Here is a 25,487-nt window from a genome sequence, read left to right as displayed (position 1 = left end):
CCCAACACAGTCAAATTTAATGCCATTATTTGATGCATCCATTACCTGCTGATATTAAAATATTTTTATTGAAAATAATAAAATTGGAGAATCAGAAGGATCAAAACTTCTGCAACATATTGCTGGTTCGGCAATATATTGCCGATATCAATTGACAATTGCTTCCAAAAAAAATATCCTGCCAAGTTTGTATGATAGACAATGTCGCGGATTGAATTACTGGCTTTCCCCTAACGCTGTAGTCGGCTCAGAGATTTAAAAACAAAGTTCCAATGAAAAAAAAGGGGCGTGATGAAAAGCGAGACACAATCTTCTAATGTGCTGGAACGAATCTGGCAATCGCTTAGCGAGGAGGAGGCAAATATTATCATCGCCATCGCTTTCGCCAGCCATCCTGTCAGCATCGATACACTGGGTGTTCTATCCGGAGCTTCGGCAGTCAGTATCTTAAACGTCACCGATCTTCTGAAAAAAAAGAAATTGGTATATGAAAACAAAGATCTGCCCAGAGGAAATTATTTTGTAAATGGCACGGATATCGAGTCATTTCTGCTCAATCATGTCTCAGCGGAAAATTTACAACCCATCATCGTAAAGGCCATCGATTTTTATGATCGAAACCTGAAACCCGGAAATCAAAAAACGCTTAAAATTGCATCGCTTTATCATAAATTTGGCCCTCACAAAAAAAGCTATGAGGTAATCAGGAAAGCGGCCAAACTCCTTCTTAGCGACAACCAGAGAGAAAAAGCGGTCATTTACTTTGATTATTTGATCGAACACCTTGGCGGCGAGACCCTGACTGATACCAATGTGAATATCATTCTGGATGGGCTCTTCGGAAAGTTCAAAGCAACAACGCATCTCATTCCCATTCAGAAACAACTCTCACTGCTGAATCAAGCGGAAAAAATCGCCAAGGATTTCCAGAAATGGAAGTATCTTACCAGCATCGAACTGGAATTGGGGAAGCTGCTTCAGGGAGCAGGGCAGCATGAAAAAGCATATCAACATATGGAGGATTTCTGGAAACTGGCCGCACATATTGGTGACCCACACATGCTCAAAATGGCCACCCTTTTGACCAGTGATTACACCCACTGGAAAGGAAAATTCAAAGAGGCCGTTCGCCGCTATGAAGAAGTTGTCGAAGACCTTGAGGAATTCAGCAATGACGGCGCCATTCTAAAAGCGACCGCCAGAATCGGACTGTGCTTTGTCCGTTGCGGTAGAATTGCCCGCGGACTGGGAATGATAGAGACTGCCCGTGCAAAAGCGATGCGCCTTAATTTTCAGCACATTTCCATCTTTGCGGATCTTATGGCAATCATGGCGCTTTTTGAAATTCGGAAACTATCCGAAGTCAAAGTATACATTGACCGCATCAGCGCTTTGCCGGAAGAAGTTACCGGTCACTATGTGCTTTGGCCCATAGAATCCTGTAAAGCATATCTTCTATGTCAAGAAAAGAAATACCAGGAAGCGTTTGAATGCCTGAAAAGGGCAGTTGAGCACTCACGATCGATCGGCTGGATTCACCAAAATGGTGCATGGAACTTCGATTGTCTTGACATCCTGGAATCAAAGGGCTTCATCGACCCGGAGCTGAACTATGATAATGAAATCAAGCGGATGTTATCCTGGGATGACATCTATACAAAAGGGATCGCCTATCGCTACAGAGCCCTGCGAAAGATTGCCGGAAATCAAAAAAAGGATAGCATTCTTTCCGATCTGAATAATAGTGAAATCTATCTGAAAGAGGCCGGTGCCGTTTTTGAACTGGCACGCACTCAGATCTGTCTGGGAAATTATCTGATTAACCGGGGAGCAACGAAACAGGGAAAAACGCACCTTGAAAATGCCTGGGCATGCTTACCGAAGGTGGACAAAGAGTTGTTTCCACCAGATCTCTTGTTCATTATGCCGCAGGAACAAAAAATAAAGGTGATGATCGATAGAATGGTCGACATTAATCAACTCTTGGGTACTGTTCATGACGCCTCGCCTTTCATTGAACGGTCTCTTGCCGTTGCCATGGAATTTACCGGCGCGATGCGAGGGGCATTTTTTTCAAATGAACCCGATGGTCAACCCACTGCTTTGGCCAGCAGAAACCTTGATCCCCTGATATTAAAAACCGAAGCGCCCGATCTGATTCGACAGGTCATTTCAGACGTGGCGGGTAAAGGGAAAGAATTGGTTTATCCAAGCCCGGAAGGAGAAATCAAAGCATACCGGAAGCCGTTTGAAGCGGCCGGAATTTTCTCTTTTATATGTATGGCCGCGATGCTGGGTGAGAAAACCTATGGATTTTTATACATCGACAACCATATTGGAGGGAAAGCGTTCCCCGAGCAGCATTTATTATACATGAGACTGCTTTGCAGTCAGATTGCAGTGGGCTTGTTCAATATTAAAATTCTGGATGAGGTGAAAGAAAAGAAAGATCGCCTGAAAGATGAAGCAATCTTTTACAAGCGTGAAATGGGCGTGGCATCCCCTCTTGAAACCATCATCGGCAAATCCAAAAAAATTTCCGCCGTGCTGGATCAGATCCAGCAGGTTGCCGGAAGTGACAGTTCGGTTTTGATCGAAGGAGAAACCGGCGTTGGCAAGGAGCTTGTGGCCAAGGCCATTCACAATCTCAGCGACCGCAAAAACGGTTCGTTCATCCCGGTCAACCTGGCTGCATTGCCACAGGAACTTGTGGCCAGTGAACTTTTTGGTCACGCAAAAGGCGCATTCACCGGCGCCAACGAAGGGTACAAGGGGCGATTTGAACTGGCTGACAAAGGCACCATATTTTTAGATGAAATCGGTGACCTACCGGCGAACATCCAGGTAAAACTGCTTCGCGTCTTACAGGAAGGAACGTTTCAACGCTTGGGCAGCTCACAGATCATCCAGTCGAACTTCCGGGTAATTGCGGCCACGAACAAGGACCTGTTAGCAGCGATTAAAAAGGGTGATTTCCGCCAGGATCTTTATTTTCGTCTGAACGTCTTCCCGATTCATATTCCGCCGCTGCGCGATCGCAAAATGGACATCCCCCTTTTATCTCAACATTTTTTAAACAAATTCAGCAAAGAAAGCGGTAAACCATTCAATTATATCCCGAAAGCGGAAATGAAAAAATTAATATCGTATTCATGGCCAGGAAACGTCAGGGAATTAGAGCACATCATTGAACGGGCGGTGATCGTCTCTAAGGGAGATAGAGTTAACATTGATGTGTTTAACGCGCTATCATACAGTTCAATTGAAGAAGAGAATCAGTCTATCCAGACGTTGTCGGAAATTGAAAAAGCGCACATTCTTAAAGCACTTCAGGCAACACGATGGAAAGTTGGCGGACCAGATGGGGCAGCCGAATTGCTCGGCCTCAAACCCACGACACTTTTTTTTAGAATGAAAAAGCTGGGTATTAATCGACGGCGGCGTGTGATGAAGTGAATAGATCGTTTGCCCTCACAACACAGCCCTTGAGCCATTCTGGCAACCATTGGCTCATGCGGCGCCCTCTTTTCGAACAATAAAATGATTGCCTAAAGCCGCCTGATGTCACTATAAAAAAGGGAAACACTCAACGAAATCCAAAGGAAGGTGACGATGACCGTTTCCCCCCATCAATCCCTGCGTGTGCACTGGGAAAGCCCACTGGACATCGATGCTGTATGCAAGCATGCAAGTATCGACCGCCCACTGGAAGTGGTTCGGGACCAACCGGACATCCGGGTGATGGATGTGCGTGCGTTCAGCGATATCGATCACCTGATGAAGACCTATCGTTCCAGCCACCTGCCATCCTTGATCGTTGTCGGCACTCAAGAAGAAATGATGGTGGTATTGCAGCAGGCCGACGAGTTCGATGAGATCTGCTATATAGATGATTTCCCATCAGCGGCCGTCTATCATTTAGAACGGCTGATAAAGAAAAAACAGCTGGGGACCTGTAATCTGCCAACGGCCATGGGATCGACCGATCCGATGACGGGCCTGCCACTCAGGAAAAACGCTTCACCCATCTTTGATCAATGGCTGAGCGGCGCCGATGTCACCCACCCCCTGACAACGATCCTTCTGGATCTGGATCACTTCAAGAAATTCAATGACGAAATGGGGCATACCCTCGGCGATCAGATGTTGGCGGGCATCGGCGAAATGCTTAACCGCCATACCGGTGAGCGGATCTATTGCAGTCGCTGGGGCGGAGAGGAGTTTTTGATCCTGCTCAAGGCGGATCACAAGGAGGCACTGGATTTCTGCAATTTTTTAAGGAAAGAAATCAAGACCATCGACCTTTCTTCGGCGGACAAACCGGTGTCATCCGATCTGCAGATTACAGCCAGTTTCGGCGTGGCGACAACATTTGGAAATACCGACTTCAGAAAGGCCATCGAGCAGGCGGATGCGAATCTGTATCAGGCAAAAAGAGCCGGGCGTGACACGGTAGTCGGCTCGGTTATCGATGACGCGAACACAACATCGGAAGGCCAGCACGATGATCAGATCATCCGCGATTTCGAGAATCGCATTCGCGTTACCGCAGACCGCCTGGTTGAATATCTGACCATCCGGGGCCGGCGCCTGGCTGAGTACTACCGTGAAGAGGCTAACCGGGATGGTTTGACCGGCCTGTTCAATCATCGCTATTTTGAACGGCGCATCAACCGTGAAATCGATAACGCCAAGAAGGATGGGCGCCCGCTGAGTTTATTATTCCTTGATGTGGATAACTTTGGCGAAGTCAACCGCCAGTATGGGTATCCAACCGGGGACGAGGCCCTCAGGTATGTGGTAGGCGTAATGAACGAGTCGGTGAGATCCGTCGACTGGACGGCACGCTACGGGGGTGAGGAGTTCTGTGTGGTCATGCCGGTAACCCCGCTTGAAGAAGCGACGATTGTGGCCGAACGGATCCGCCGGCACATCAAGGCTGGCGAAGTCACCGCCTACGACGGCCGACGGTTGACGCTGACGGTGAGCATCGGCCTGGCGCAATTGAATATGGATAATGGGATGATCGATTTTATCCAGCGCGCGAGCAGTAAAACCCGCGAGGCAAAACGAGCCGGCAAGGATACGATCAGATTCTGATATCGCCTTATAGCAATTCCTATGTTATATGCATTTTGGAGTTTACAAATACCTGCGAGCCGTCCAATAGAACTGGCGCCAATAATTATTTTCAAGACTTGAGATTGTCACGCCCTTACTGGTGGATGCATGGGCAAATTCTCCCTGGTCTAAATAAATCCCAACATGTCGCCCCTTGGACGGGTATTAAAAAAAACCAAGTCCCCCGCACGGAGTAGATCCTTTTCAACGGATTGCCCCGATCGTACTTGAAGATAGGTTGTTCTTGGGATCCGCTGATTAAACACATCCTGATACAACTGCTGAACAAAAGCGGAGCAGTCAACGCCCTGCATTGTCGCCCCTCCCATTTGGTGAGGTGTCCCCTTCCAGATTCCCACCTCTGCTCTCAGCTTTTTTTCCATTAATACGAAATCATAATGGGTTGGATCTAATTTTCCCTGAATTAAGGATCTACCGGCACATCCGAAAACCATCACGATTGTAAACCCAATAAACAGCCACCAATGTTTTCAGGCTGTGAACGAATAGGTATTTCCTTGCAGCCAAATGTTGATAAGCTTTGCTGTCCGCCTGATGTCGCTTAGCAATGTTTGATCCTGCAGGGGTACAAGGCTACCATTAATCTACCATCGCCCGTGTTTGTTTTCGACATGGCACCGTGCTAATAATTGGAAAATAATATTTTTTTTAAAACAGAGTAACCCGAAAACGGCGGCAATCAAACCGATTTCCATTCAGGACATCCCACTTCGCAAAGGAGTTCCCCATGTCGTCAAAAACGTATAGAAGAAAATGATAAAAAAGCGTAAACGACACGCCCACAAAGCAAATCTTCGGGCTGATCGTAAACGGATGGAGAAAAACCACGCCGTACTCTATCCCCAGGCTCAATAGACCCAATTTTCAAGATTTATAGAACTTTCGGGCACAATCGCTGAGGATATTAGAAGTAAAAGACAATAGCGCTACCGGGCACGGTTCGGATTTGAAACCCCATCTGATGAATTTTACCGGAGGGGCCCGAAGCCGGATTTGCGTATACGGGCTGGTCCGGTCCGCCGGCGGATGGCGAACTGCATGAGCGGCCTGCCGAGATCGGAATGTTACCCTAAATCCATGCCTGCTTTTTTCAAACCGCGAATGATGCGCGCAACCAATTCTTCCGGTTTTGCCCAGAATTTGATCAATGCGCGGCCACGGGATGGAAAATCAGGCTTGAGCGAAAAAAGGAGTTGAACAAATCGATCCGCGTCCTCTACCCTTCCCAAAAGTCCCAGTGTCGAAGCGCGCAGCAACGGTTCCCAGAAAATCGACGGCGCCCTGAAGTTCAGTGTTTCCAGATAGGCTTTCTCATATCTTTCCGGAGCCAGTCCGCACAAAGCACATGATAGACATAGGGACGATGATACGGATTGAGCTTAATCGCTTTGCGAACCAATTCCGTACCCGCATCCCATTCGCCTAAAAGGGCAAGCACGTGACCGATAACATCCATAAAAATCAGTGAAGTCGGGTTTAACGCAATGGCTTTTTGAGCCTCTATAAGGCCTTCCGGCAGTTGATCGGTAAGTAAATACGCCATCGCCAAAATAGTCCGCGCCCTCTGATTCTGGGAGTCCAGTTGAACCCCTTTTTCAGCATATTCGATGGCTTTTTTAATGGGAGTTGGACGATCAATCGTTTCCATCGCGAAATTTTCAGCATATAATCGTCCCAAAAACGTCCAAACCTGCGGGCATTCAGGTTCTTTGACCACCGCCGCTTCCAGTGCGCCCAGCGCCGCTTCGAGCGTCTCGGCGGTAAACGTAACATCGTGTTTGTAAAACTTTAAAATGGCTTCATAGGTCGCCATTTCGGCCGGCGGCTTGCTTTGGGATTCAAGGGAGAGTGTTTGCGTGATGAATCCCTGATCCTGAGCGATCTTGGCGGCAATGAGTTGAGGAACTCGGCGTTGAAAGGCCCTCAAGCTGTCAGTGCTCATATCACACGGATACACATCGCCCCAGATCTGTCGGTGTGTTTTCTGGTCGAACAGTTGGACCGCCAGTTTGAAATCATTTGGGCCACAACTGACATTGCCGTCAATCAGAAATCGTGCAGCGGGCTCCGCGACAGCGTCTCCTCCCACTCCCGGCGGCTTCATAAGAATCCGCAAGTCCTGATAGCGGGACAGTTCGATGGCCAGTTCGGTGGTGCATCCTTCGGCAATAAAGTTAGGCCCTGTGCCCTCAGAAAAATTTTTGAACGGTCTGATAAGCACCGTCGGCCATGATTCAACACCGTCGGTGGAATATTGTTCGGTTTCCGGCAGCGAACATGCGGGGCTCGTAACCTTTTGCAGATAAAATGTCGGCACATAGCTTCCGACCGGGATATCTATCCGCACCATGTCGTGCGTTCCGGCTACCAGATAATAGCGCTCCAGGGCCCGGCGCAGCCGTTTGGCTTCGACGCTGACGATGGGGTCTGATTTGGGGTCAAAATTCTTATTACGGCCGAAAACATCGGTGGCAACGGTATATCCCTTGATTTCATCGGCTCGGCCGTTGAGGACTTTTTCGACGACAAACCGGAGGAATTTTTTCTGGCGTGATGTTGCGTTGAATTCAGGACTGGCTATGATTCGATCGAGTTGCGACTGGATGGCTTTTGGATCTGAAACGGTGTTACCGTTCATAATCGCTCACTCAAGAGTTAAGATGTTAACGTCGGATGCTTACCGCATAAACATGTAAACACTACACTTCCAAATAGTTAGGCAATATAATGTAGGCCTAAACTAATCTAACGTTGGTTTACCCGGGTACCGGCGACGGTTACTGTGGATTCAGGATAAATCAATATCGAAATAAGTTCGACAAAGTGTCATCCCGGCAGGATTGTGCCGATCCAAGGATCGCTGTCGGATAGCGTCAGCACTGATCACAACCACATCGATCAATCTTTCAATCTTTGTGTGGAGTGCTTGCATATGGCCCTGAAAATTCCTGACAAACTGTCCCCATTACGTGCTTATATCGAAACGTACTATGAAGGCGACGACACGTTCAGGGATATTTACGACGATTATCTGACCTATCACAAGGCACATCAATTTTGGACCCAAAGCCGCGCCGATGAGGCCCCAACCCGCCGAGATGAATATGCTGAACTCGTCGGTGAGCTTGAGCAGGAACTGATTCAAATGCTGAATCAGAAGAAATAGTCATCCTGTTTTGCAATCCATTACCTTTAGAACAGAACGGGGAGCGAAAATGAAAATTAAAGGAAAAGTTAATGATCAAAGATGTCTTGGCACAGCCCCGCGAACCTTCCTGTTGATCGCCGCGGCAATAATCGTTGTCCAGTTTTCTCCAATAGCCAGCGTTTATTCACAGTCTGCCCCCCTGACCGCCAAGGAACTGGTTGAAAGCACGGCCCTCAAGGCCCATGTGGAGGAACTCCAAAATGGCGAGATTGTTGCTTTGAACCGTCAGGAAACGGAAAGCAGCAACGAGCTGAATATGATCATGGCAGTGTTGATCCCCGCCCCCCTGCAAAAAACGGTGGATACACTCAACCGGCAATCCACGGACGACAGCGGGCCTGGAATTCTTGCCGTCGGTGAGATTAAGGGAATGAAACCTGCCGAACTGGACCAGGCTTTTACCAAGGTCGGGTTTGAACCCGGAGAAAAAGAAGAGGTCGAGCGATTGATGGAGATAGAACCGGATGACGCCTTCAACTTCAGTACCGAGGAAATCGCGCTGATCAGAAAACGCGCCGACAAACTCAAAGGGAAAGAAAAACACGGCAAGGCCGCGATCGACGCCATGTCCAGTGCCATGCGCGATGTGCTGAAAGGCCGTTATCTGTCGTACCGGAAAAAGGGTCCCGCCGGTCTGGCCCCATACCAGTTTGGCCCGTCCAAGCAGGTTACCCCGTCGGCGGAGTTGATTGCCGCAACAGAGGCCATGCGGATCGTGCAAAAACGATACCCCCGATATTATCAATGCTTGCGATACTACCCGGAAAAAAGCGACGCCGGATATGTGCATGGATTCTATTGGGCCAAGCAGAGGGAGTCGGATCGTCCCCTATTTCTACTCAAACACTGGATTCTGGATATCCAGCCCGACTACGCGCTGATTACGGAAAGGCGGTTTTACCTGAGCCATTCGTTAAACGACCTGCAGGTGGTTATCGGCTGCCTGCCCCACGGCGATAACACGCTGGTGGTCTTGCTAAACCAGACATTTACCGAAAAGGTGAACATGAGCATCGGCAAAACCATCGCCAAGACCATTGGCTACCGGGAAGTCGAAAAAAATATCCGTCCGATCTTTGAGAACCTGCGCAAGGCGTTGAAACCATGAGTTGATGAACCCGCCGGTTAGATTTCCATGTTTTTTTAGTCAGCATGCAATACGGGCATGGCTTGCCTGCACGGTCATTTTGATTCAAATTTATCAGCCGTTTTCATCTTCCATTAAAAAGGAGGAGTACGATCAAAAAAATATTTCGAATCACAGCCATATTGATCGTTGGGATGGCAATCGGTGCAACCAATTCACCGGGCCAATCACCGAAAATGAAAATGACGACCCCCATTCCGGAAGGAATCGCGACGCCCGACAAGCTCAAGACGCATTTGGGCACCCTGACTAGCTTCGACGGCGTTCCCGACAAGGAAACCACCCGGAAGATCTATGACGATCTCGATCTGCGGCGGGCCACCGAGGCCTTCCTCGCTACATTGCCGGTCGCCTCCATGTCCGCGATGGAAAAAGGGTTGCGCACCTTCGGTCCGGCCAACACGACGGCGCTTCTCTTCGAGGATCTGATGGATTCCAAGTCCCTCTGGCTGACGCCCAACACCGTCTCCATCTATCAGGTTGCCTGGGTCGAACTCGGCCAGGAACCAATGGTGATCGAGACGCCCCCCAAGGTCCTTGGTATCATTGACGACGCCTGGTTCCAGTATGTGGCCGATTTCGGCAATGCCGGCCCCGACAAAGGGAAAGGAGGCCGGTTCCTTCTCGTTCCGCCCGGATACAACGGTGAGGTGCCCGAAGGCTACCATGTGGCCAGGACCCAGACCTATGGCAACTGGGTCGTGTGGCGTGGCTTTCAGGTGAATGGCTCGACCAAGCCTGCCGTCGAGGCCACGAAAAAGCTGTTCCGCATCTATCCACTGTCGCAGAAGAACAATCCGCCGAAGATGAATTTCATCAATGTTTCGGGAACCGAGCACAACACCATTCACCGCATGGATTTCGGTTACTGGGAGGAAGTCAACGAGACCATTCAGACCGAGCCGACCACCGGGATTGATCCCGAGATCCGCGGTCTGCTGGCGTCGATCGGCATCGAAAAGGGCAAGCCATTCAAGCCCGATGCGCGGATGAAGAAGATCCTCACCGAGGCCACCAAGGTGGGCTCGGTGACCGCCCAGGCCCTCACCGCCCGTCCGCGGGATGATCGTTTTTACCAGTATCCCGGTGAGCGCGTCTGGACCAATCCGTTCATCGAAGGGCGCTACGATTTCCTCATGAATGGTGCTACGCTACTCGACTCCCGCATCTACATGCATTTCTACGCCACCGGAATCACCCCCGCTATGGCAATCAAGAATGTCGGCGTGGGCTCTCAGTATCTGATCGCCTATCTCGACAAGGACGGCAATGCCCTGGACGGCGGCAAGACCTACAAGATTCACCTGCCACCGAACGTGCCGGCCAAAGACTTCTGGTCCTTCACCCTCTATGACAACCAAACGCGCTCCATGCTGCAGACGGACCAGCGATTCCCGGCTGTGGACAGCCTCGGCAAGGTGAAAGCGAATGTTGATGGTTCCTATGACATCTATTTCGGCCCGAAGGCACCCGAGGGGATGGAATATAACTGGATTCAGACCGTTCCCGGCAAGGCGTGGAACACCATTTTCCGCCTCTACGGTCCGCTGCAACCGTTTTACGACAAAACTTGGAAGCCAAGCGATCCCGAGTTGGTGGATTAGCGGCAGATACTTGTACCGGGTTCCGGCCGGCAAGGGGTGGTTCGTCGTTTTACGTCTTTCAAGGAGGGACGTTATGATGAATGGTCGTGTGATATTTTCCATATTGTGCTTGCTGATGGTTCTGGTCGGATGTACGCATTTGGGGCCTCAAACCGTGCCGCGCGATCGATTCGATTACAACACGGCAATTGCTGATTCCTGGAAGGCGCAAACCCTGCTCAATATCGTCAAGCTGCGGTATGCCGACATGCCGCTTTTCGTGGAGGTGGCATCTGTGGTGAGCGGTTATACCCTGGAGGGGTCGGTGACTCTCGGCGGCACCGTTTCTTCCGAAGCGGCAGTTCAGGGTGATTTTCTTGCTTTGGGTACGGCCGGCAAATATACCGACCGTCCCACGATTACCTACGCCCCGATTACCGGCGCCAAGTTCAATGAAAATTTTATGACCCCCATTCCACCCAGCGCGGTTTTGTTTTTGATGCAATCAGGATGGCGGGTTGACGTCATATTCCCCATCGTCGTGGAATCTATCAATGGGCTTCGCAGCCGGCAGGCCTCCGCATCCGATCAGCGTCTGGGCGATCCGGAATATTACGATGTGGTAACCTTGTTGCGCAAAATACAGCAATCCGGTGCAGTGGGTATGCGCATCGTCAAAGAAACAGACAGCAAGAATACCACGGTTCTGTTTTTTCACCGGGAAAATATCGCGAGTGAAATCACAAAAGCCCGCATGGAACTCAATCAATTGCTGGGTTTGGATCCGGATAGGCAAGAAGTCAATGTGACTTACGGGCTCATCGCGCAAGGCGAAAACGAAATCGCCATGCTGACCCGCTCGATTCTGCAGATCATGGTCAATCTGGCAACTCAGATCGATGTACCATCTGAACACGTGTCCAATGGCCTTACGATTCCCTCGTTACCCACACCTGCTGGCGAAGAGACAATGCTGAAACAGCTCATTCGAGTTCGGTGCGGGCCTGACAAACCGGAAAACGCTTTCACCGCTGTCAAATACGAAGACCACTGGTTCTGGATTGAAAAAAACAATTTTCAATCCAAACGGACCTTCGCGTTTTTAATGATCCTTTTTTCATTAACAGAAACCGGCGGAAAAGAAGGTTTGCCATTAGTAACCATTCCGGCCGGATAGTATTCCGGTATTTATCATGGAGTTTACAAATACCTGCGAGCCGTCCAATAAAACTGGCGCCAATAATTATTTTGAAGCCTTGAGATTGTCACCCCCTTACTGGTGGATGCATGGGCAAATTCTCCCTGATCTAAATAAATCCCAACATGTCGCCCCTTAAACGGGTACTTAAAAAAGACCAAGTCTCCCGTTCGGAGTAGATCCTTTTCAACAAATTGTCCCGATTTCACTTGAAGATATGTTGTTCTTGGAATCTGCTGGTTAAAAACATCCTGATACAACCGCTGAACAAAAGCGGAGCAGTCAACGCCCTGCATAGTCGTTCCTCCCATTTGGTGAGGTGTCCCCGTCCACACTCCCACCTCTGCTCTCAGCTTTTGTTCCATTAATACGAAATCATAATTGGTTGTATCTAATTTTTCTTGAATCAAAGATCTACCGGCACATCCAGAAACCATCATGATTATAAACCCAATAAACAGCCACCAGTGTTTCCAGGCGGTGAACGGACAGGTATTTCCTTGCAGCCAAATTTTGATAAGCGTTGTTGTCCGCCGCATGATAGCCCCCTTCTAATTCGTTTGCAGCCAGATACCCATCTTTTTTCGTTTCTGCAAACCGGCCTATAATTCTATTGACGGAAAACAATGTGATTTTTGCCCCCACACGTTGTTTTTTTTCGGAACAGCCGAAAAACATATGAAAATAAGACGTTCCAGAAATATTTGATAAAATAAGTAAAAAATATTTAAGCAATTAGCTGGTGACAGAATTCCAACGTTTCAGATTTCAGATGTTGATATTTATTCTCTTTTCGCAGGGCATATAAAGAGACTCCTTACAGTTATTCTATTTTTAAGCGCTTGCAGGGTTATCACCTGGAAATTAAATCACTTCGGGTTAGATGCTGAATAATTTACTATAAACGGAGGCACAATGAACAAATCAGTCGTAATGATGATTGTCCTATTTATATCGGTTTTCCTGGGAGGGTGTGCCAGTCTCCAGGAAATCATCAAAAAACCGACCCTTGAATTTCAAGGGTTGACCATGAAAGACACCTCGCTTTTTCAAAGTACACTGGTGTTTGATTATGCAGTATCAAATTCCAATCCCATTGGCCTATCATTGGACCAAATTGATTATCAGGTGAAGATCAATGAAAAAAACATAGCAAAAGGCCATTTGGATAAAACCATCAGCATCCCGGGCAATGGCAAGACGAACGTCGAGATACCGGTTGATGTTCAATATATGGACTTTTTTAATTCCATTGCAGAATTTTTCAAAAAAGATGAGGTTACATATGATTTATCCGGAAGTATGGGGAAATTCGGTGTGCAAGTGCCATTTCACAAGAAGGGAACGATCCCGGTTCCAAAACTGCCCCAGGTATCATTGAACCGCATTGACATCAAAGACCTGTCCTTTGCCAAGGCATCGCTGGTCGTGGTTTTGGATCTGGTAAATAAAAATGATTTTAAAGTTGGTATGGACAGTCTTGATTACAAGGTAACACTTGGGAATAGTGAACTGACGAACGGGAAGACAATATCCGTTGGGACGATAAAGGAAAATGGCAAATCCGTGATCGAGCTTCCTGTGAATCTAAACCTTTTGCAATTGGGACAGGCCGCCTATCAATTGCTTCTCAACGCGTCTTCGGAGTATGAAGTATCCGGTAATTTCCAGTTCCAGGTGCCCAATATCGGACAAAAGGATGTCGCTTTTTCAAAAAAAGGCAAGGTGCCCATCCAGAAGTAAAGGCAAGCGGGTCATATCAGCCGAGAGCAGAATTGAAAAACTGTTGGCGACGATCTGGAAAGGAATACAAAAAAAAACACAATTTGATTTTATGACAAAAAAGGGTTTCGTAATCAAATCCACCGTCACCCGTTGGCAACGATACAATCGAATAATCTACACAATCTGACAATTTTGTAGATATATGGAAATACAAGCTTTTTCCCGCATTTCATACGGAAAGTTTCCTGTACAAATCCGTACAGCTCCGAATCTCGATTTTCAAATTGAAATCCAATATATCTGTAAATCCATCTGGATTTGTTTCCTTATGGATCTCTCTGTGGATTTCTTTTCTACGGTTTGCACACCGAATTAACACGACAACCAGTCAATATTGTTGACTCTCTCTGAAAATGTGTGCTTATCATAGAAAATACGAACTCAATCGCAAAATAAAAGGAAAACGGTGAAAAAGCAGCTTGTCATATTATGGACTCGATTCCTCAATGAAAACCTAAAAATATTTTTTATTGTTTTCATTTTAATGTCGGCGTCACCTCTTTATGCAGGTGAACCATTAGTCTTTTCTTATTCAGATCACTTTCCTCCATTTTCCTGGATAGAAAACAAACAGAACATGGGAATAATAATTGACGTTGTTAATGAAGCTCTTATTAAACGATTAAAGCTCAAAGTTCGCTATATGGCCGTTCCATGGGTAAGGGCTCAACAAATGGTTCAAGATGGAACAGCTGATGCTTTTATAACGGTGGCCTCAGAAAAACGCAAAACTTACACCATGACCAACTCTGAGCCTATCATCACAATATCGTTAAGCTTTTTTGTGGTTAAGGACTTTCAAAAAGTTAACCAATTACGTCATGCTCAATCGTTTGAAGAATTAGATGGATTTCGATTTATCTCAAATCGCGGTAATGGACTTTGGGAAGAAAAATTGAAAGGCATGAAAGTCGAATGGTTGAATAATAGATACAACATTCCTTTTTTTCTTATTGCAGGAAGGGGAGCGATATGGCCAGAGTTAGCTCATGTTGGAAGGTATGTTATCAAGCGTGCTGATGCAAAAGATGCGATTGTTGAAATTCCCATCAATATACCTATTCCCACTCAACATTTTTTGCTGCATATAGGAAAAAAATCTGCATACTTAAAAATTATACCACTATTTGATGAAACAATTCGTGAGATGAAAAAGGAAGGAGTAATTCAAAAAATAGAAGAGAGTTACTACTAAAGCCAATCGAACCTGACTAATGGGAATTTCGAGCTGCGGACACCATTGCCGAAGGCGGGTTCCACGCTACCCTAATGTTATGATTGCCCAAGCCTTGGGCTTAAGGTCCGGTCTGGAAGGTACTCCACGAGTCGGCCAGCCAAGCGCTTCATTGTACCGTCTTGAATCATACTGGTGAAGGCATCAGAAAGTTTGGGGATGATGTTCTCGTGCTTACGATTGATGATATGGTAAGCGTAGCCAGTGTAAAGGGGGTGGGAGGCAATATTCTCTAATTGCAGCTGTTGCAAGTAAGATTTACACGACAGGCAATCATGTACGAACACATCTAAGCGTCCATTGAGTAGTAACGGGACAGCAGAGATCGGGGAAACGAAGGTCTGGTAGTTCACTCCATACCGCTGGAGCAGGACTTCATCAGAGATTTTGCCAATTGTAACACCGACACTATGCCCTCGAAGGTCGTTGCCGTTGTGTATGGTAATGCCCGGATTGGCGGTGAAGGCGCATAGGCTGTAATGTAACAACGGAACCGGGACTTCTACAAGGTTGGGGTAATTCCGTAAGACCACCTTTGCACGTATGGCGCAGGCGTCGATCTCATCATTGTTAGCCCAAACAAGGTCACGCTTAGGGGGTAGGCATTTGAAAGTGACGGTTGCGCCGATACGCCTGTAGGCCTCGACGAGAATGGCCTCTATTTCTGGCATATCATATTTGTTTTCAGCTATATGCCATACGCCGATGACGAACGTGTTCTGCACATCCGCGGAAAAGATTATGCCAGAGTGAAGGCATAAGCAGAGGGTGATGGCGCATACAGTCAAGAGCTTCATTAACAATGTATAGCAAACCCATAAGGATAAGGATAGCTCAAAACGACAGGTTTGCCCTGGCTATCGTAAAAAACTCACGAATTTATAAGTAAATAAAAACACATGTTTTTTGAGCGCCACCAGACGACAAATACCCTGTACAAATTGCAGGTCTGGCGATTCGTGTGATTAATCTATGTATCTGGAATTTCGCCTTTCACATTAAACAACGTAATCCCTGTAAATTCGTAACTTGAAAAGATGATAGGGCAGACCGGTGGATGTAGCGATTGAAAATCTCAAATTTTCTGTAATTCTGAATTATTACTACTAACTGTATAAATCACAAGCTATGCCATTGGTGTGATAAATCCCAGCAATCTGTTATTTGGCCTTTCATCATTAGCAACGCATTTTCAGAAATGAATACATACCTACCAATCAACTACCATCGTTGAAGCTTTTAAACCATTGCTATTCAAATATTAAACCACTATATTCGCTCACCCCAATAGGGGGTTTAGACCTGAAATTGAGCCTAAAGCCTTAGTTTTTAGGATTCGTCGCCTCCTCCTTCATTTATCTTGCCCATGTCTGCGGACGATCTTAGAGGATAAGTCTTGAACGCTCTGTTTAGTGATGTCTATTTTAAAAGTTATGGATAGAGTAGAGATTGATGAATTAGTGTGCAAGACATGCGATAAACGTTTATGTTATCAGAATGATGACGGTCATATGGTAACAAACGGTTACTACCTTTTTAATGGCGAATGCTATTTTTCTAATTGTTGGCAAAAGAGCCAAGGAACTTTTCCTCCACTTGACGGAGACCAAACGACCGAGACAGTCTGACTCAGTTAAACATATTTTTATTAACCGGTTGAAAACAACAAAATGTGAATGGACTATCTGTTGGAATTGTCCCCTTTTTAAATAATGTGGCCATGAAATTTCATGTTACTTGGGATTGAAGCCATTATTTTTTAAAATCTTAACATTAAATACGTTGCAAAAAAATCGATCAGACTGGCTTGAGACATATCAACTTACTAAAATCATAAGTAAATTTTGAATATCATGATTAACATTACTGGTCTTTCCGTTAAAAACAGTTCATTTTAATTTAAATAAATATTTTTGTATAAATTTCACCATTTCTTCATGTCTACAATATCTTATTTGAATAAACACAATCACAACCGGATTCCAATTATTAATAGGGGGGAAGGATGGGATTCAGGATAAAAATTATTACATTCCTTTTGATCATTATTTGCTTCAATGCAAGAGAAGGTTGTTGCAAGGTACCTCAAGATTTGCTTTTAGTTACCAACGAATTCCCCCCTTACACGATAATTAGAAGTGGCGAGTTTTCCGGAATAGCTATTGATATCGTAAAACAACTTTCAAACCTGACTGGTTCTTCTGACCAAATAGTAACCCTGCCTTGGAAACGAGCGCTATATAACGCCAAAAATAAGAATGTTTTTCTATTTCCTTATACTAGACAGCCTTACCGAGAGAAACAGTTCAAATGGGTTGGTCCAATAATGATTGATAAATTTGTGTTTGGAGTTAATAGCAATGAAAAAAGAAATTTCAACAGCATTGAAGATTTCAGGGATCTTTCGATTGGTGCCGTTTATAGCACTCCAACTGCATATCGTTTAAAAGAATTGGGTTTTAAAAGATTGCAGTTAGTCAATTTAGAGAAACAGAATGCTTTTAAACTGGTGTATGCAAACAGAATTGATGCTTGGTACGTACCTGAATTAATCCTTAATCACACCCTTCAATCAGAAGGTATCAAGTCGGACAAAGTAAAAATCGCATTTAAGGATATTGATGTCGAAATGTACATTGCCGGGTCCTTGAGTGTGCCCGATGAAATAGTCACTTCATGGCGGAAAGGCCTCGACGATATGAAAAAAAACAGGCAATATCATCAAATCTTGAAAAAATACGGGTATGAGGCTACCCAACAATAATTCGAACAGATTCAGTCTCTTTATAAATTTTCTATTATGTTTCGAATTCCCCATGATTAAGTAGCCTCAGTCAAATCGGTAGGTCGGGTGATACAGATATCTCCAACTTGTCTTTATATTTTAGGCATTCCAAAACCTTTGATAACAATACCAACTCTCAAGTTTGACCTACGGCCATATTTCATCTGGCTATCTCAACGATCTTATTTGCCTTTGCCGGGAGTTAGAACCCTTTTAAGCTAAATGACGAGCGGCGCTGGTGGAAGCCAGAAATAAAATTGGGCAAACTCCGGCAAAGAACCTTGTCTATCTACAAGAATTTGCCAGGCGAAGGGTTGTCATTTGAGTTATGATACCTCCTTCGCCCAATCCATGATCTGCTCATAGACAACCGGATCCGGTGCATCCCTGCTCGGTATGTCCGCCGGTGATACGAAATTATAGACCAGCTCGTCAATTTCAAAGCTCATCAGGTCCTTTTCTTTAAGTTCCTTCCGGTATTTTGCTGCCCGTTTCAGATAGGCATTGATCTCCGTCCTCAACCCCTCGGGATGGCACGGTGGGGGGGGCAGGAAAACCTGGATTGGAGCCCGGAACTCTGCTGATTCGGAGTGCCGGGCAGCATAGTCTCTATACAACGATTATTTAAAAATGAGGGACCAGTAAGGGACCAGATTCAAAATGATAAAAACATGTACCTTAGTCTGTCACTGTATAGGAGAGCGGATTCTTTTTTGGATTTGAGCCACCTGTTTTAGAAATAGCCTACTTCGGTCCCAAAGCTTCCCTCTCAAATCAGGTGTAGCGCTGCCAAGACTTAGTTTCGAAATCAAACCCTTGCCGGATGATTAACGACGTGCAAACTTCGACTACCGACGCGTCATACAACACTCCTTTATTTGATTCTATCTCAGCGAGCGCGGCCTCAAGCCCTAATTCAGGTCGGTACGGGCGAAAGGAAGCCATGGACTCCACCACGTCTGCCACCGCCAATATCCGCGCTTCCAGCAAAATTTGGTCCCCTTTCAACTGACGAGGGTATCCGCTGCCGTCGAGTCGCTCGTGGTGTTGGTAAATAGTTTCGGCTAACGGCCAGGGGAACTGAATATCCTTAAGGATGTCGTAGGCGGTTCGCGGGTGCATCTGGATGATGGCCAACTCGTGTTTTGAAATCGGTCCGGGTTTATTTAAAATGGCGGACGGAACGTGGATCTTGCCCAAATCGTGAATGGCGGCAGCCATGCGCAGGCCCTGAATGCGTTCCCAACTGAAGCCCATTTGGGTAGCAATGGCACGACACAGTTTGGTTACCCGTCGCTGGTGGCCGGCTGTATAAGGATCGCGTTTCTCAATAGTGGTTGATATTGCCTGGATGATTGCGCCCATGTTCCTGCGCAGACGATCATGGCTTCGACTCAATGCCTGCTTCACTCGCCGGAACGCGCTGGCGTCCGTGAAACGTTCAACATACCCAGCTATGTCCCCGTTTGCGTCTGGATAGGCAGTTATGGTTACAACCCATGGCTCATAATTGCCATTTTTGCAGTAGGGTTCATCATCGAATATCAATTGCCCGCTTATTGACGTTAGTTTCGTCAACGGGCAGTTGGGGGTGAAGCAAAGTTCACTTGAAAAGACATCGTGGCATTTTTGCCCGATTAGTTTGGATGCATCTAAACCCGATAAAGACAAAAAAGCGCGATTGACAAATAGCACTTTGAAGTGCCGATCGGTAATGATCAGTCCATCTGTTACTGCGTCTAAAATTCGCGACCAGTCCAAATGGTCTAACTGGGATTTGGCAGGGTGCAAGTTTGGAGTGTCAATCATTAAATTATGTCAAATCGCTGGTATGAATTTTTTCAGTTGGATGAATCTTACAGGTACTGTCATTATATTTCAAAGATTTTTATGCAATAAATACAATTTAAACTACGATACATAGGCCTTAGACCGACCATTTTGAGGTTGTCAATTGCGAAAATAGTACTCAACAGAAAACTATCCAATTACCTTCTCGCTTGGTAGAGCGTGTTAAAAATATGCACGCGATAACGGCAATACAGTCACAGGCGTGGTTATTGAGACGCTGGATACTTTTTTAAGGAAGGCAGGCGGTTATTTGAATGTAGCTTTCGAGTTTGCTCGTCAATCCACCCCATCACCAACTCCACCACAATCCGAACCTCATCCTCAGTCAGCGGCCGTCCTTTTTCAATCCGGTTCCATTTCCAAAGACATCCCCGGCAGCAGATAGCGATCGCATGCTGTGCGATAAATAGCGGATGCCATTTCATCGGCGTCTGTTTCCCATCATTTTTCGGGAACGCCGGTGCGATTGCTTATCTGGTCGTGATGAAATCAACGGCGTGGGAGCGGATGGTGTCTGTGCCTTTGGTGTGGATGTATTGGCAATCCTTATCCGTTAATTTGAAGCGGGAGCGGAATTTGGATTTCTTGAGTGCGGTGTTGATTCGGTCGAACATATTGGTGCTTTTTTTTGTCCTGGGGAATTCGTACCGTTGGCAATATAGCTAATGATAATCGCACGTTTTCAGTGGGTTGCTGAAACGGCAAATACCCTGTACTTCCGTGACAGCCTGAATATACGAGGCTGTGAAGGTTGCGAAGTGAAGCGGAGCACACGTGTGCTTGACCTTTATAGCCTCGTATATTCAGGCTATACTAAAAAAGGGTGTTCAATTTAAAGAGAAGATACGATTCCAAACAATTTGACAATCAACACCGATAGCCCCCCGGGTCGGCCGCAGCGGATTGTTATTTCTCTTTTCTAACGGTTAGATAATGCGTTAGGAGAGTTCAGGAACAACCCCAAGCTGTTGAAAAAAGCTCAAGTTATCGAGAATCTCCCAATCCTCAAAGATCTTGTTTTCTTTAAATCGGCTCATTACCATTCCTCGGACTTCCACTGACTTTTTAGTTGCCGGAATCCCCATGAAATCGTCCTCGTGAGTGCCTCTAAGTGTAAAGGCAGTACACGAGCGGTCATTTGACGCAAACAGATCATCTATCTGAAGGTTAAGATCAGGAAAGGCTTTGCGGAACGCCTGAATAAATTCTGTCAATTGACCTATACCTTTTAGTTGGCTGTTGTCAGGACTCAAATATTGGTACTCAGTATGAATGACATCCTCGAGTATCGAAAGATTCCCCTTGTTGAATGCTTCATCAATGAAGGTACGAATTAAGACTTCTGGTTGCATACTTTTCTCCTTTAGTGAGCAGATTCATAGCGACATAACATTATTATTCTATAGACGTCTATTTTACGTCCCGATTTTTGTCGTTTAGTCGAGCCGTAGAAAACTCCACAACATTCAAATTCCACTCAAATCATGCAAAATACCACATAATTACTATACATTAAAGCATATTCAGCCATTTTGACAGGTTTTCATATTTCACGGGAAGTGTCTATTTTACATCCCATATTGGGTGGATATATTGACGTCTATTTTACTTTCCAGGCGAAAAGGCAATCACTCAGAATTAATTAAAGTCTTGATATTATCGAGAATTTAATAAACGGTTTTCGATAGGAGCTGTTATCAATCGATGAAATGAATCATGAGAGTATCATGAAATTATATTTTATTCATATTAATTACAATTCATATCCACTAGCAGCCTTTGATAAAGATACGCTCCATCCAAGTGCTGCGAGGTTCAATTAATTTGTGAATTTATGTTCTGGCTACATATAAAAAATGTTTTGAACCGCTCTCGTCCTTAGTATAAGTATTTCAACTGTATGCACGATATTCGAAAGATAATTCACATCGACATGGACGCCTTTTACGCATCTGTTGAGCAACGGGACAACCATGAGCTAAAGGGCAAGCCGGTTATTGTCGGTGGTGATCCGCAGAGCAGGGGTGTCGTAGCCGCCTGTTCCTATGAGGCACGCAAATTTGGTATCCATTCGGCAATGCCCTGTGCCACAGCCTATAAACGCTGTCCCCATGCTGCTTTCATTCGTCCCAGGTTTGATGTGTACAAGGCTGTTTCTCTTCTGATCAGGGAAATCTTTTTGGATTATACCGATCTTGTGGAACCGCTATCTTTGGATGAAGCCTTCCTGGATGTCACTATCAACAATAAAGGAATTTCCTCGGCCACACAGATTGCGCAACAAATCAGACGTGAGATTTTTAAAAAAACAGAAGGCCTGACTGCTTCGGCTGGTGTTTCGTTCAATAAATTTCTGGCCAAGGTGGCTTCGGATGTCAACAAACCCAACGGTATCACTGTCATCACCCCGGGCCAAGCACCGTTCTTTATTGATCAACTCCCCATTCGCAAATTTTTCGGAGTAGGCAAAGTCACCGAAGAGCGCATGCTTAATCTTGGAATCAAAAACGGTGCAGATCTAAAAAAGGTTAGTTTGGAGAATCTGATTCACTATTTTGGCAAAACCGGAAGCTACTACTACAACATTGCTCACGGAAGGGATAGCCGGCCAGTGCAACCCAATCGCGAGCGAAAATCTTACGGAAAGGAAACCACGCTCAACACCGATATTGATGATACGAATCAGATGTTGGACATCCTCGGCGAAATAGCCAGGAAAGTTATTGAAGGGTTGCGCCGTGAGGATCGCCAGGGCCTGACCTTGACGTTAAAATTGAAATACTATGATTTCCAATCGGTCACCCGGAGTGTCACTTTTCCAGAGCCAATTAGCGACTTGAAATTGATCATGGAAAATTTAAAAATTTTGCTGGCCAATACAGAAGCTGGAGACAAGAAAGTGCGGTTGCTGGGGATATCTGTTTCTAATTTTCTGGGGGTTCAAAAGAATACCGATGGTTGGGTGCAATTGCCTTTACCTTTTGGTATTGAAGGATAAGGCGGTTCACAAAGGGTAATTACCCTTGATGGAGCATTGAAACCCGGCAAAAAATTAGCGCATATTGAACCCGCCTTCTTCAGCCATTTTTAAATATTTCTTACCTCTTTCTATTTCGCCTCTCTCCTCAATTAACAGCATTCCATAGTCATGTGCCTGTGGAGCATCAAGACAACAAGCTTCATCAATATTTTCTCTATACATATAAATGATGCTTCCGATATCGCCGTAGGCCAGTTCATATCCCTGGTGGGCAGATTCAAGTAAATATTTCAGCCCTGTTTCCCAGTCGTCTTTTTCCAGATAATGCAACATTCCATATTCATATCGTGCTGCTGGAAAAAGGGAATCAGACCTTTCAGCTTTAATGAACCATTCCTCTGCTTCATCTGGTCTATTTTTTTCCCGATTAAGGATTATCCCAATTTCTCCATATGCTTTGGCATATCCATTTTTTGCGGCTTTCATGAGATATTTAAGTGCGGTATCTGGATCACCTTTTGCGAAATAAAGATCCATACCCTTTTTGTATGCGGCCGCAGCAATAGATTGCTTCAAACCTGGCTTTCTTTTCTGTTTCTTAACCATTTTATGTAAATGATTGTCATCAAGGTAAATATTATCAACTGATCAACCCTTTCCCTCAGTTCCTTCCCAGAGTTGAAGCTGGTCAAGTTCCATCTTGTTCATTGTTTTACACCCATGTAATTCGGTATGATTGGAAAGAAAAGGAAGGGACTTTTTGGAATGGAATCCGCAAATCAAAATTCTGTCAAGAAATTAATCAGTTATGGTGTGATAACACTATGGATGTTTTAAAAAAATTAGAATCTACTGAACGGTCATTGCTAATTGCAGAGAAGCGGAAAAGGTTGGATCTTGTAATTGGTGTACCGCACCATGCTCCTGCAGGAACCCCAACTCTACCATGTCCTGAACATAGTGATTCTGACGAAAATACTGGAATTATTGGACGACATCTTGCAGAGAGGCTGGACAGTTGTAGTATAATCGCTTGTAATTCAACAATTGATGTAAATAAGCATTTGGATAGTGATTATTCAAAGCAAATAATTGAATGGAATCCAAATATTCTTGTTGAGATACATGGACACGGTAAAGTCAGATCAAAATATGATGTTGAGATTTCCTGCGGGTCAGCGGAACAATCAGTTTATTCAGAAGAATTGGCCGCAATAGTCAATCGAATAACCAAAAGAAACCCAGATCTATTCGATATATCTGTATGCGGTCGGTTTTCTGACATATATTTTAAAGCAACAAAGACGTTAACGATTACTGATCCAAGGTGGTTGGCATATCACATTGAATTATCATCTAGACTTAGAAAACCTGGAAATGAGCAACTTGGTTATCCAACGGCTCTTGGATATAAATTTTGCGATTGCTTGGCTGACGCATTAAAAGGGAAATATCCATAACTTGTATGGCGCAAAGTTGATTCTGTCAGATCAATTATTGGCCGCTAAAAACACACATACCTTGATCCACTGGCCCTTAAAATTTATTCAGACAAACCATTTATTATATCTTTAATTAAATCAAATTGATCAAAATTTTTCTGAATTAGAATTTAAAATGGAATGTTTAAAATACAATAATTTTTAAAGGCATATCCATTTAACCGATTTATTTGCGTTCGGCAAAAAATGATTCAGATTAACCGAAAAATTATTCTAATTTGAGATCCTCTAACAAAATTTATTAATTAAAAATAATACTTGATTTTCTATAATAATGTTGACCATATATACAAAAAATAAATCTTGTCATCTTCAACATTATTATGAAAGGAATAGTTGAATGCCAGCGAAAAAGAAAGTGAACCACAAAAAGCTCCTTGAATCTGTAAAAAGTGGTAAACCCCAATCTGAAATAATGAAAGAGTTCAAATTTGCCACATCAGCACAATTTAAAACTCATTATCTTGATGCACTGATGGACTCCGGTGTTGCTCCGGCAATTACAACTGGAAGAGCATCAAAGAACACAGAACCTGCAAAGGAAGCTTTCGTCAGCAAGCGTGGTAGTGTTGTCATTTCAAAAATTTTGATTGAAGAGATGGGATTTACTGAAGGTGACAAATTTTCAGTTAGAAAGACCAAATCAGGGATTTCGTTGAAGAAGATGGAATAGATTGCTTTTAATATTGTGAAATTTGTGGAGTGAGCGGGCGATGATTTGCCCGCTTTTCGTAAGATCGACCTATAACAGATATATCGACCTTGTCCATCTTCATAATACCACTCTTTTAATTGACGAATTCGAGCGGATTTTTCTATATTAAAAAAGGTCTCTTCATTATGAGAGTTGAACGGTTTTGTAAGATTCCATAGCTTCTTGTAAGAGGGTACTCTCGCCTCCGCGATTCTTACACGTGTACTCACACCCTCTTCTAAGCCAATTTTGAATTGTGTGATCTTACGATTAATCCATAATCCTATAGCGAGTAATAAAACCCCAATTACTGCTTTATCGATTACAATCTTTAATAAATCGGAAGAATTTATGTAACTAATAATTTCATTCAGATTC

At 45.0% G+C, this 25,487-nt stretch carries 20 protein-coding genes and 2 pseudogenes; 12 read left to right on the top strand and 10 right to left on the bottom strand.

Features of this window, described 5'->3' with window-relative positions; translation table 11 throughout:
• Positions 1 to 291 precede the first annotated feature (291 nt).
• Both Dvar_RS01680 and Dvar_RS01675 read left to right on the top strand, forming a co-directional pair.
• Complete coding sequence (locus Dvar_RS01680; RefSeq protein ID WP_419659993.1) at positions 292 to 3,456, top strand: sigma 54-interacting transcriptional regulator; 3,165 nt, start codon at positions 292 to 294, stop codon at positions 3,454 to 3,456.
• Positions 3,457 to 3,612: 156 nt separating this feature from the next.
• Positions 3,613 to 5,100, top strand: a complete 1,488-nt coding sequence (locus tag Dvar_RS01675; protein WP_419659992.1) for a diguanylate cyclase — start codon at positions 3,613 to 3,615, stop codon at positions 5,098 to 5,100.
• 42 nt (positions 5,101 to 5,142) lie between these two features.
• Here the strand turns inward: Dvar_RS01675 and Dvar_RS01670 are convergent.
• The 3 genes and pseudogenes from Dvar_RS01670 to Dvar_RS01660 form a co-directional block, all read right to left on the bottom strand.
• Positions 5,143 to 5,265: pseudogene (locus tag Dvar_RS01670) on the bottom strand (NlpC/P60 family protein); the annotation flags it as partial.
• A complete protein-coding gene (locus Dvar_RS01665; protein WP_419659991.1) occupies positions 5,250 to 5,504 on the bottom strand; it encodes a C40 family peptidase in 255 nt (84 codons plus the stop codon). The pseudogene Dvar_RS01670 and the gene Dvar_RS01665, both read right to left, overlap by 16 nt.
• Positions 5,505 to 6,430: 926 nt before the next feature.
• Positions 6,431 to 7,780 carry a hypothetical protein gene (locus Dvar_RS01660; protein ID WP_419659990.1) on the bottom strand — a complete coding sequence of 450 codons (1,350 nt, stop codon included), beginning with the start codon at positions 7,778 to 7,780 and terminating at the stop codon, positions 6,431 to 6,433.
• A gap of 294 nt (positions 7,781 to 8,074) precedes the next feature.
• On the opposite strand from Dvar_RS01660, the gene Dvar_RS01655 reads away from it, so the two are divergent.
• The 4 genes from Dvar_RS01655 (at position 8,075) to Dvar_RS01640 (ending at position 12,257) form a co-directional block, all read left to right on the top strand.
• Positions 8,075 to 8,308, top strand: coding sequence for a hypothetical protein (locus Dvar_RS01655; RefSeq protein ID WP_419659989.1), 234 nt, complete (start codon positions 8,075 to 8,077; stop codon positions 8,306 to 8,308).
• Positions 8,309 to 8,357: 49 nt separating this feature from the next.
• Complete coding sequence (locus Dvar_RS01650; protein ID WP_419659988.1) at positions 8,358 to 9,458, top strand: hypothetical protein; 1,101 nt, start codon at positions 8,358 to 8,360, stop codon at positions 9,456 to 9,458.
• 173 nt (positions 9,459 to 9,631) lie between these two features.
• Positions 9,632 to 11,101, top strand: a complete 1,470-nt coding sequence (locus tag Dvar_RS01645; RefSeq protein WP_419659987.1) for a DUF1254 domain-containing protein — start codon at positions 9,632 to 9,634, stop codon at positions 11,099 to 11,101.
• A gap of 73 nt (positions 11,102 to 11,174) precedes the next feature.
• Entirely contained in the window at positions 11,175 to 12,257 is a 1,083-nt protein-coding gene (locus Dvar_RS01640) for a hypothetical protein (protein WP_419659986.1), read from the top strand.
• Positions 12,258 to 12,280: 23 nt separating this feature from the next.
• Here the strand turns inward: Dvar_RS01640 and Dvar_RS01635 are convergent, their stop codons facing one another.
• A complete protein-coding gene (locus Dvar_RS01635) occupies positions 12,281 to 12,817 on the bottom strand; it encodes an NlpC/P60 family protein (protein ID WP_419659985.1) in 537 nt (178 codons plus the stop codon).
• Positions 12,818 to 13,193: 376 nt separating this feature from the next.
• Between Dvar_RS01635 and Dvar_RS01630 the strand changes: the two genes are divergently transcribed.
• Both Dvar_RS01630 and Dvar_RS01625 read left to right on the top strand, forming a co-directional pair.
• Complete coding sequence (locus Dvar_RS01630; RefSeq protein WP_419659984.1) at positions 13,194 to 14,021, top strand: LEA type 2 family protein; 828 nt, start codon at positions 13,194 to 13,196, stop codon at positions 14,019 to 14,021.
• Positions 14,022 to 14,469: 448 nt separating this feature from the next.
• Positions 14,470 to 15,258: a substrate-binding periplasmic protein gene (locus Dvar_RS01625; RefSeq protein WP_419659983.1), complete on the top strand. Its 789-nt coding sequence runs from the start codon at positions 14,470 to 14,472 to the stop codon at positions 15,256 to 15,258.
• 77 nt (positions 15,259 to 15,335) lie between these two features.
• On the opposite strand, the gene Dvar_RS01620 is transcribed toward Dvar_RS01625, so the two are convergent.
• Positions 15,336 to 16,100 (bottom strand): substrate-binding periplasmic protein, encoded by a 765-nt coding sequence (locus Dvar_RS01620; RefSeq protein ID WP_419659982.1) that lies wholly within the window; start codon positions 16,098 to 16,100, stop codon positions 15,336 to 15,338.
• Positions 16,101 to 17,302: 1,202 nt separating this feature from the next.
• Here Dvar_RS01620 and Dvar_RS01615 point away from each other — a divergent pair.
• On the top strand, positions 17,303 to 18,061 hold the full coding sequence (locus Dvar_RS01615) for a substrate-binding periplasmic protein (protein WP_419659981.1): 759 nt from the start codon (positions 17,303 to 17,305) through the stop codon (positions 18,059 to 18,061).
• A 347-nt stretch (positions 18,062 to 18,408) separates the two neighbouring features.
• On the opposite strand, the gene Dvar_RS01610 is transcribed toward Dvar_RS01615, so the two are convergent.
• From Dvar_RS01610 to Dvar_RS01595, 4 genes and pseudogenes are all read right to left on the bottom strand, one after another.
• Positions 18,409 to 18,603: a hypothetical protein gene (locus Dvar_RS01610; RefSeq protein ID WP_419659980.1), complete on the bottom strand. Its 195-nt coding sequence runs from the start codon at positions 18,601 to 18,603 to the stop codon at positions 18,409 to 18,411.
• Between the two features lie 253 nt (positions 18,604 to 18,856).
• Positions 18,857 to 19,891, bottom strand: a complete 1,035-nt coding sequence (locus Dvar_RS01605) for an HD domain-containing phosphohydrolase (protein WP_419659979.1) — start codon at positions 19,889 to 19,891, stop codon at positions 18,857 to 18,859.
• 248 nt (positions 19,892 to 20,139) lie between these two features.
• A pseudogene (locus Dvar_RS01600) lies at positions 20,140 to 20,547 on the bottom strand (DUF4186 domain-containing protein).
• A 324-nt stretch (positions 20,548 to 20,871) separates the two neighbouring features.
• The gene (locus Dvar_RS01595) at positions 20,872 to 21,285 is read right to left on the bottom strand and encodes an ester cyclase (RefSeq protein WP_419659978.1); all 414 of its coding nucleotides are present in this window, start codon (positions 21,283 to 21,285) and stop codon (positions 20,872 to 20,874) included.
• 548 nt (positions 21,286 to 21,833) lie between these two features.
• On the opposite strand from Dvar_RS01595, the gene dinB reads away from it, so the two are divergent.
• Complete coding sequence (dinB, locus tag Dvar_RS01590) at positions 21,834 to 22,931, top strand: DNA polymerase IV (RefSeq protein WP_419659977.1); 1,098 nt, start codon at positions 21,834 to 21,836, stop codon at positions 22,929 to 22,931.
• Between the two features lie 54 nt (positions 22,932 to 22,985).
• Here dinB and Dvar_RS01585 read toward each other — a convergent pair whose 3' ends face one another.
• Positions 22,986 to 23,519: a hypothetical protein gene (locus Dvar_RS01585; protein ID WP_419659976.1), complete on the bottom strand. Its 534-nt coding sequence runs from the start codon at positions 23,517 to 23,519 to the stop codon at positions 22,986 to 22,988.
• Positions 23,520 to 23,737: 218 nt separating this feature from the next.
• Between Dvar_RS01585 and Dvar_RS01580 the strand changes: the two genes are divergently transcribed.
• Both Dvar_RS01580 and Dvar_RS01575 read left to right on the top strand, forming a co-directional pair.
• Positions 23,738 to 24,373, top strand: a complete 636-nt coding sequence (locus tag Dvar_RS01580; RefSeq protein ID WP_419659975.1) for a hypothetical protein — start codon at positions 23,738 to 23,740, stop codon at positions 24,371 to 24,373.
• A gap of 382 nt (positions 24,374 to 24,755) precedes the next feature.
• A complete protein-coding gene (locus Dvar_RS01575; RefSeq protein WP_419659974.1) occupies positions 24,756 to 25,088 on the top strand; it encodes a hypothetical protein in 333 nt (110 codons plus the stop codon).
• The last annotated feature ends 399 nt before the right edge of the window (positions 25,089 to 25,487 follow it).

This window comes from Desulfosarcina variabilis str. Montpellier, from assembly GCF_048565275.1.
GTDB classification, from domain to species: Bacteria; Desulfobacterota; Desulfobacteria; order Desulfobacterales; family Desulfosarcinaceae; genus Desulfosarcina; species Desulfosarcina variabilis.
The sequence above is the reverse complement of the archived record's forward strand: the minus strand, read 5'-3'. Positions and strand labels throughout refer to the sequence as shown.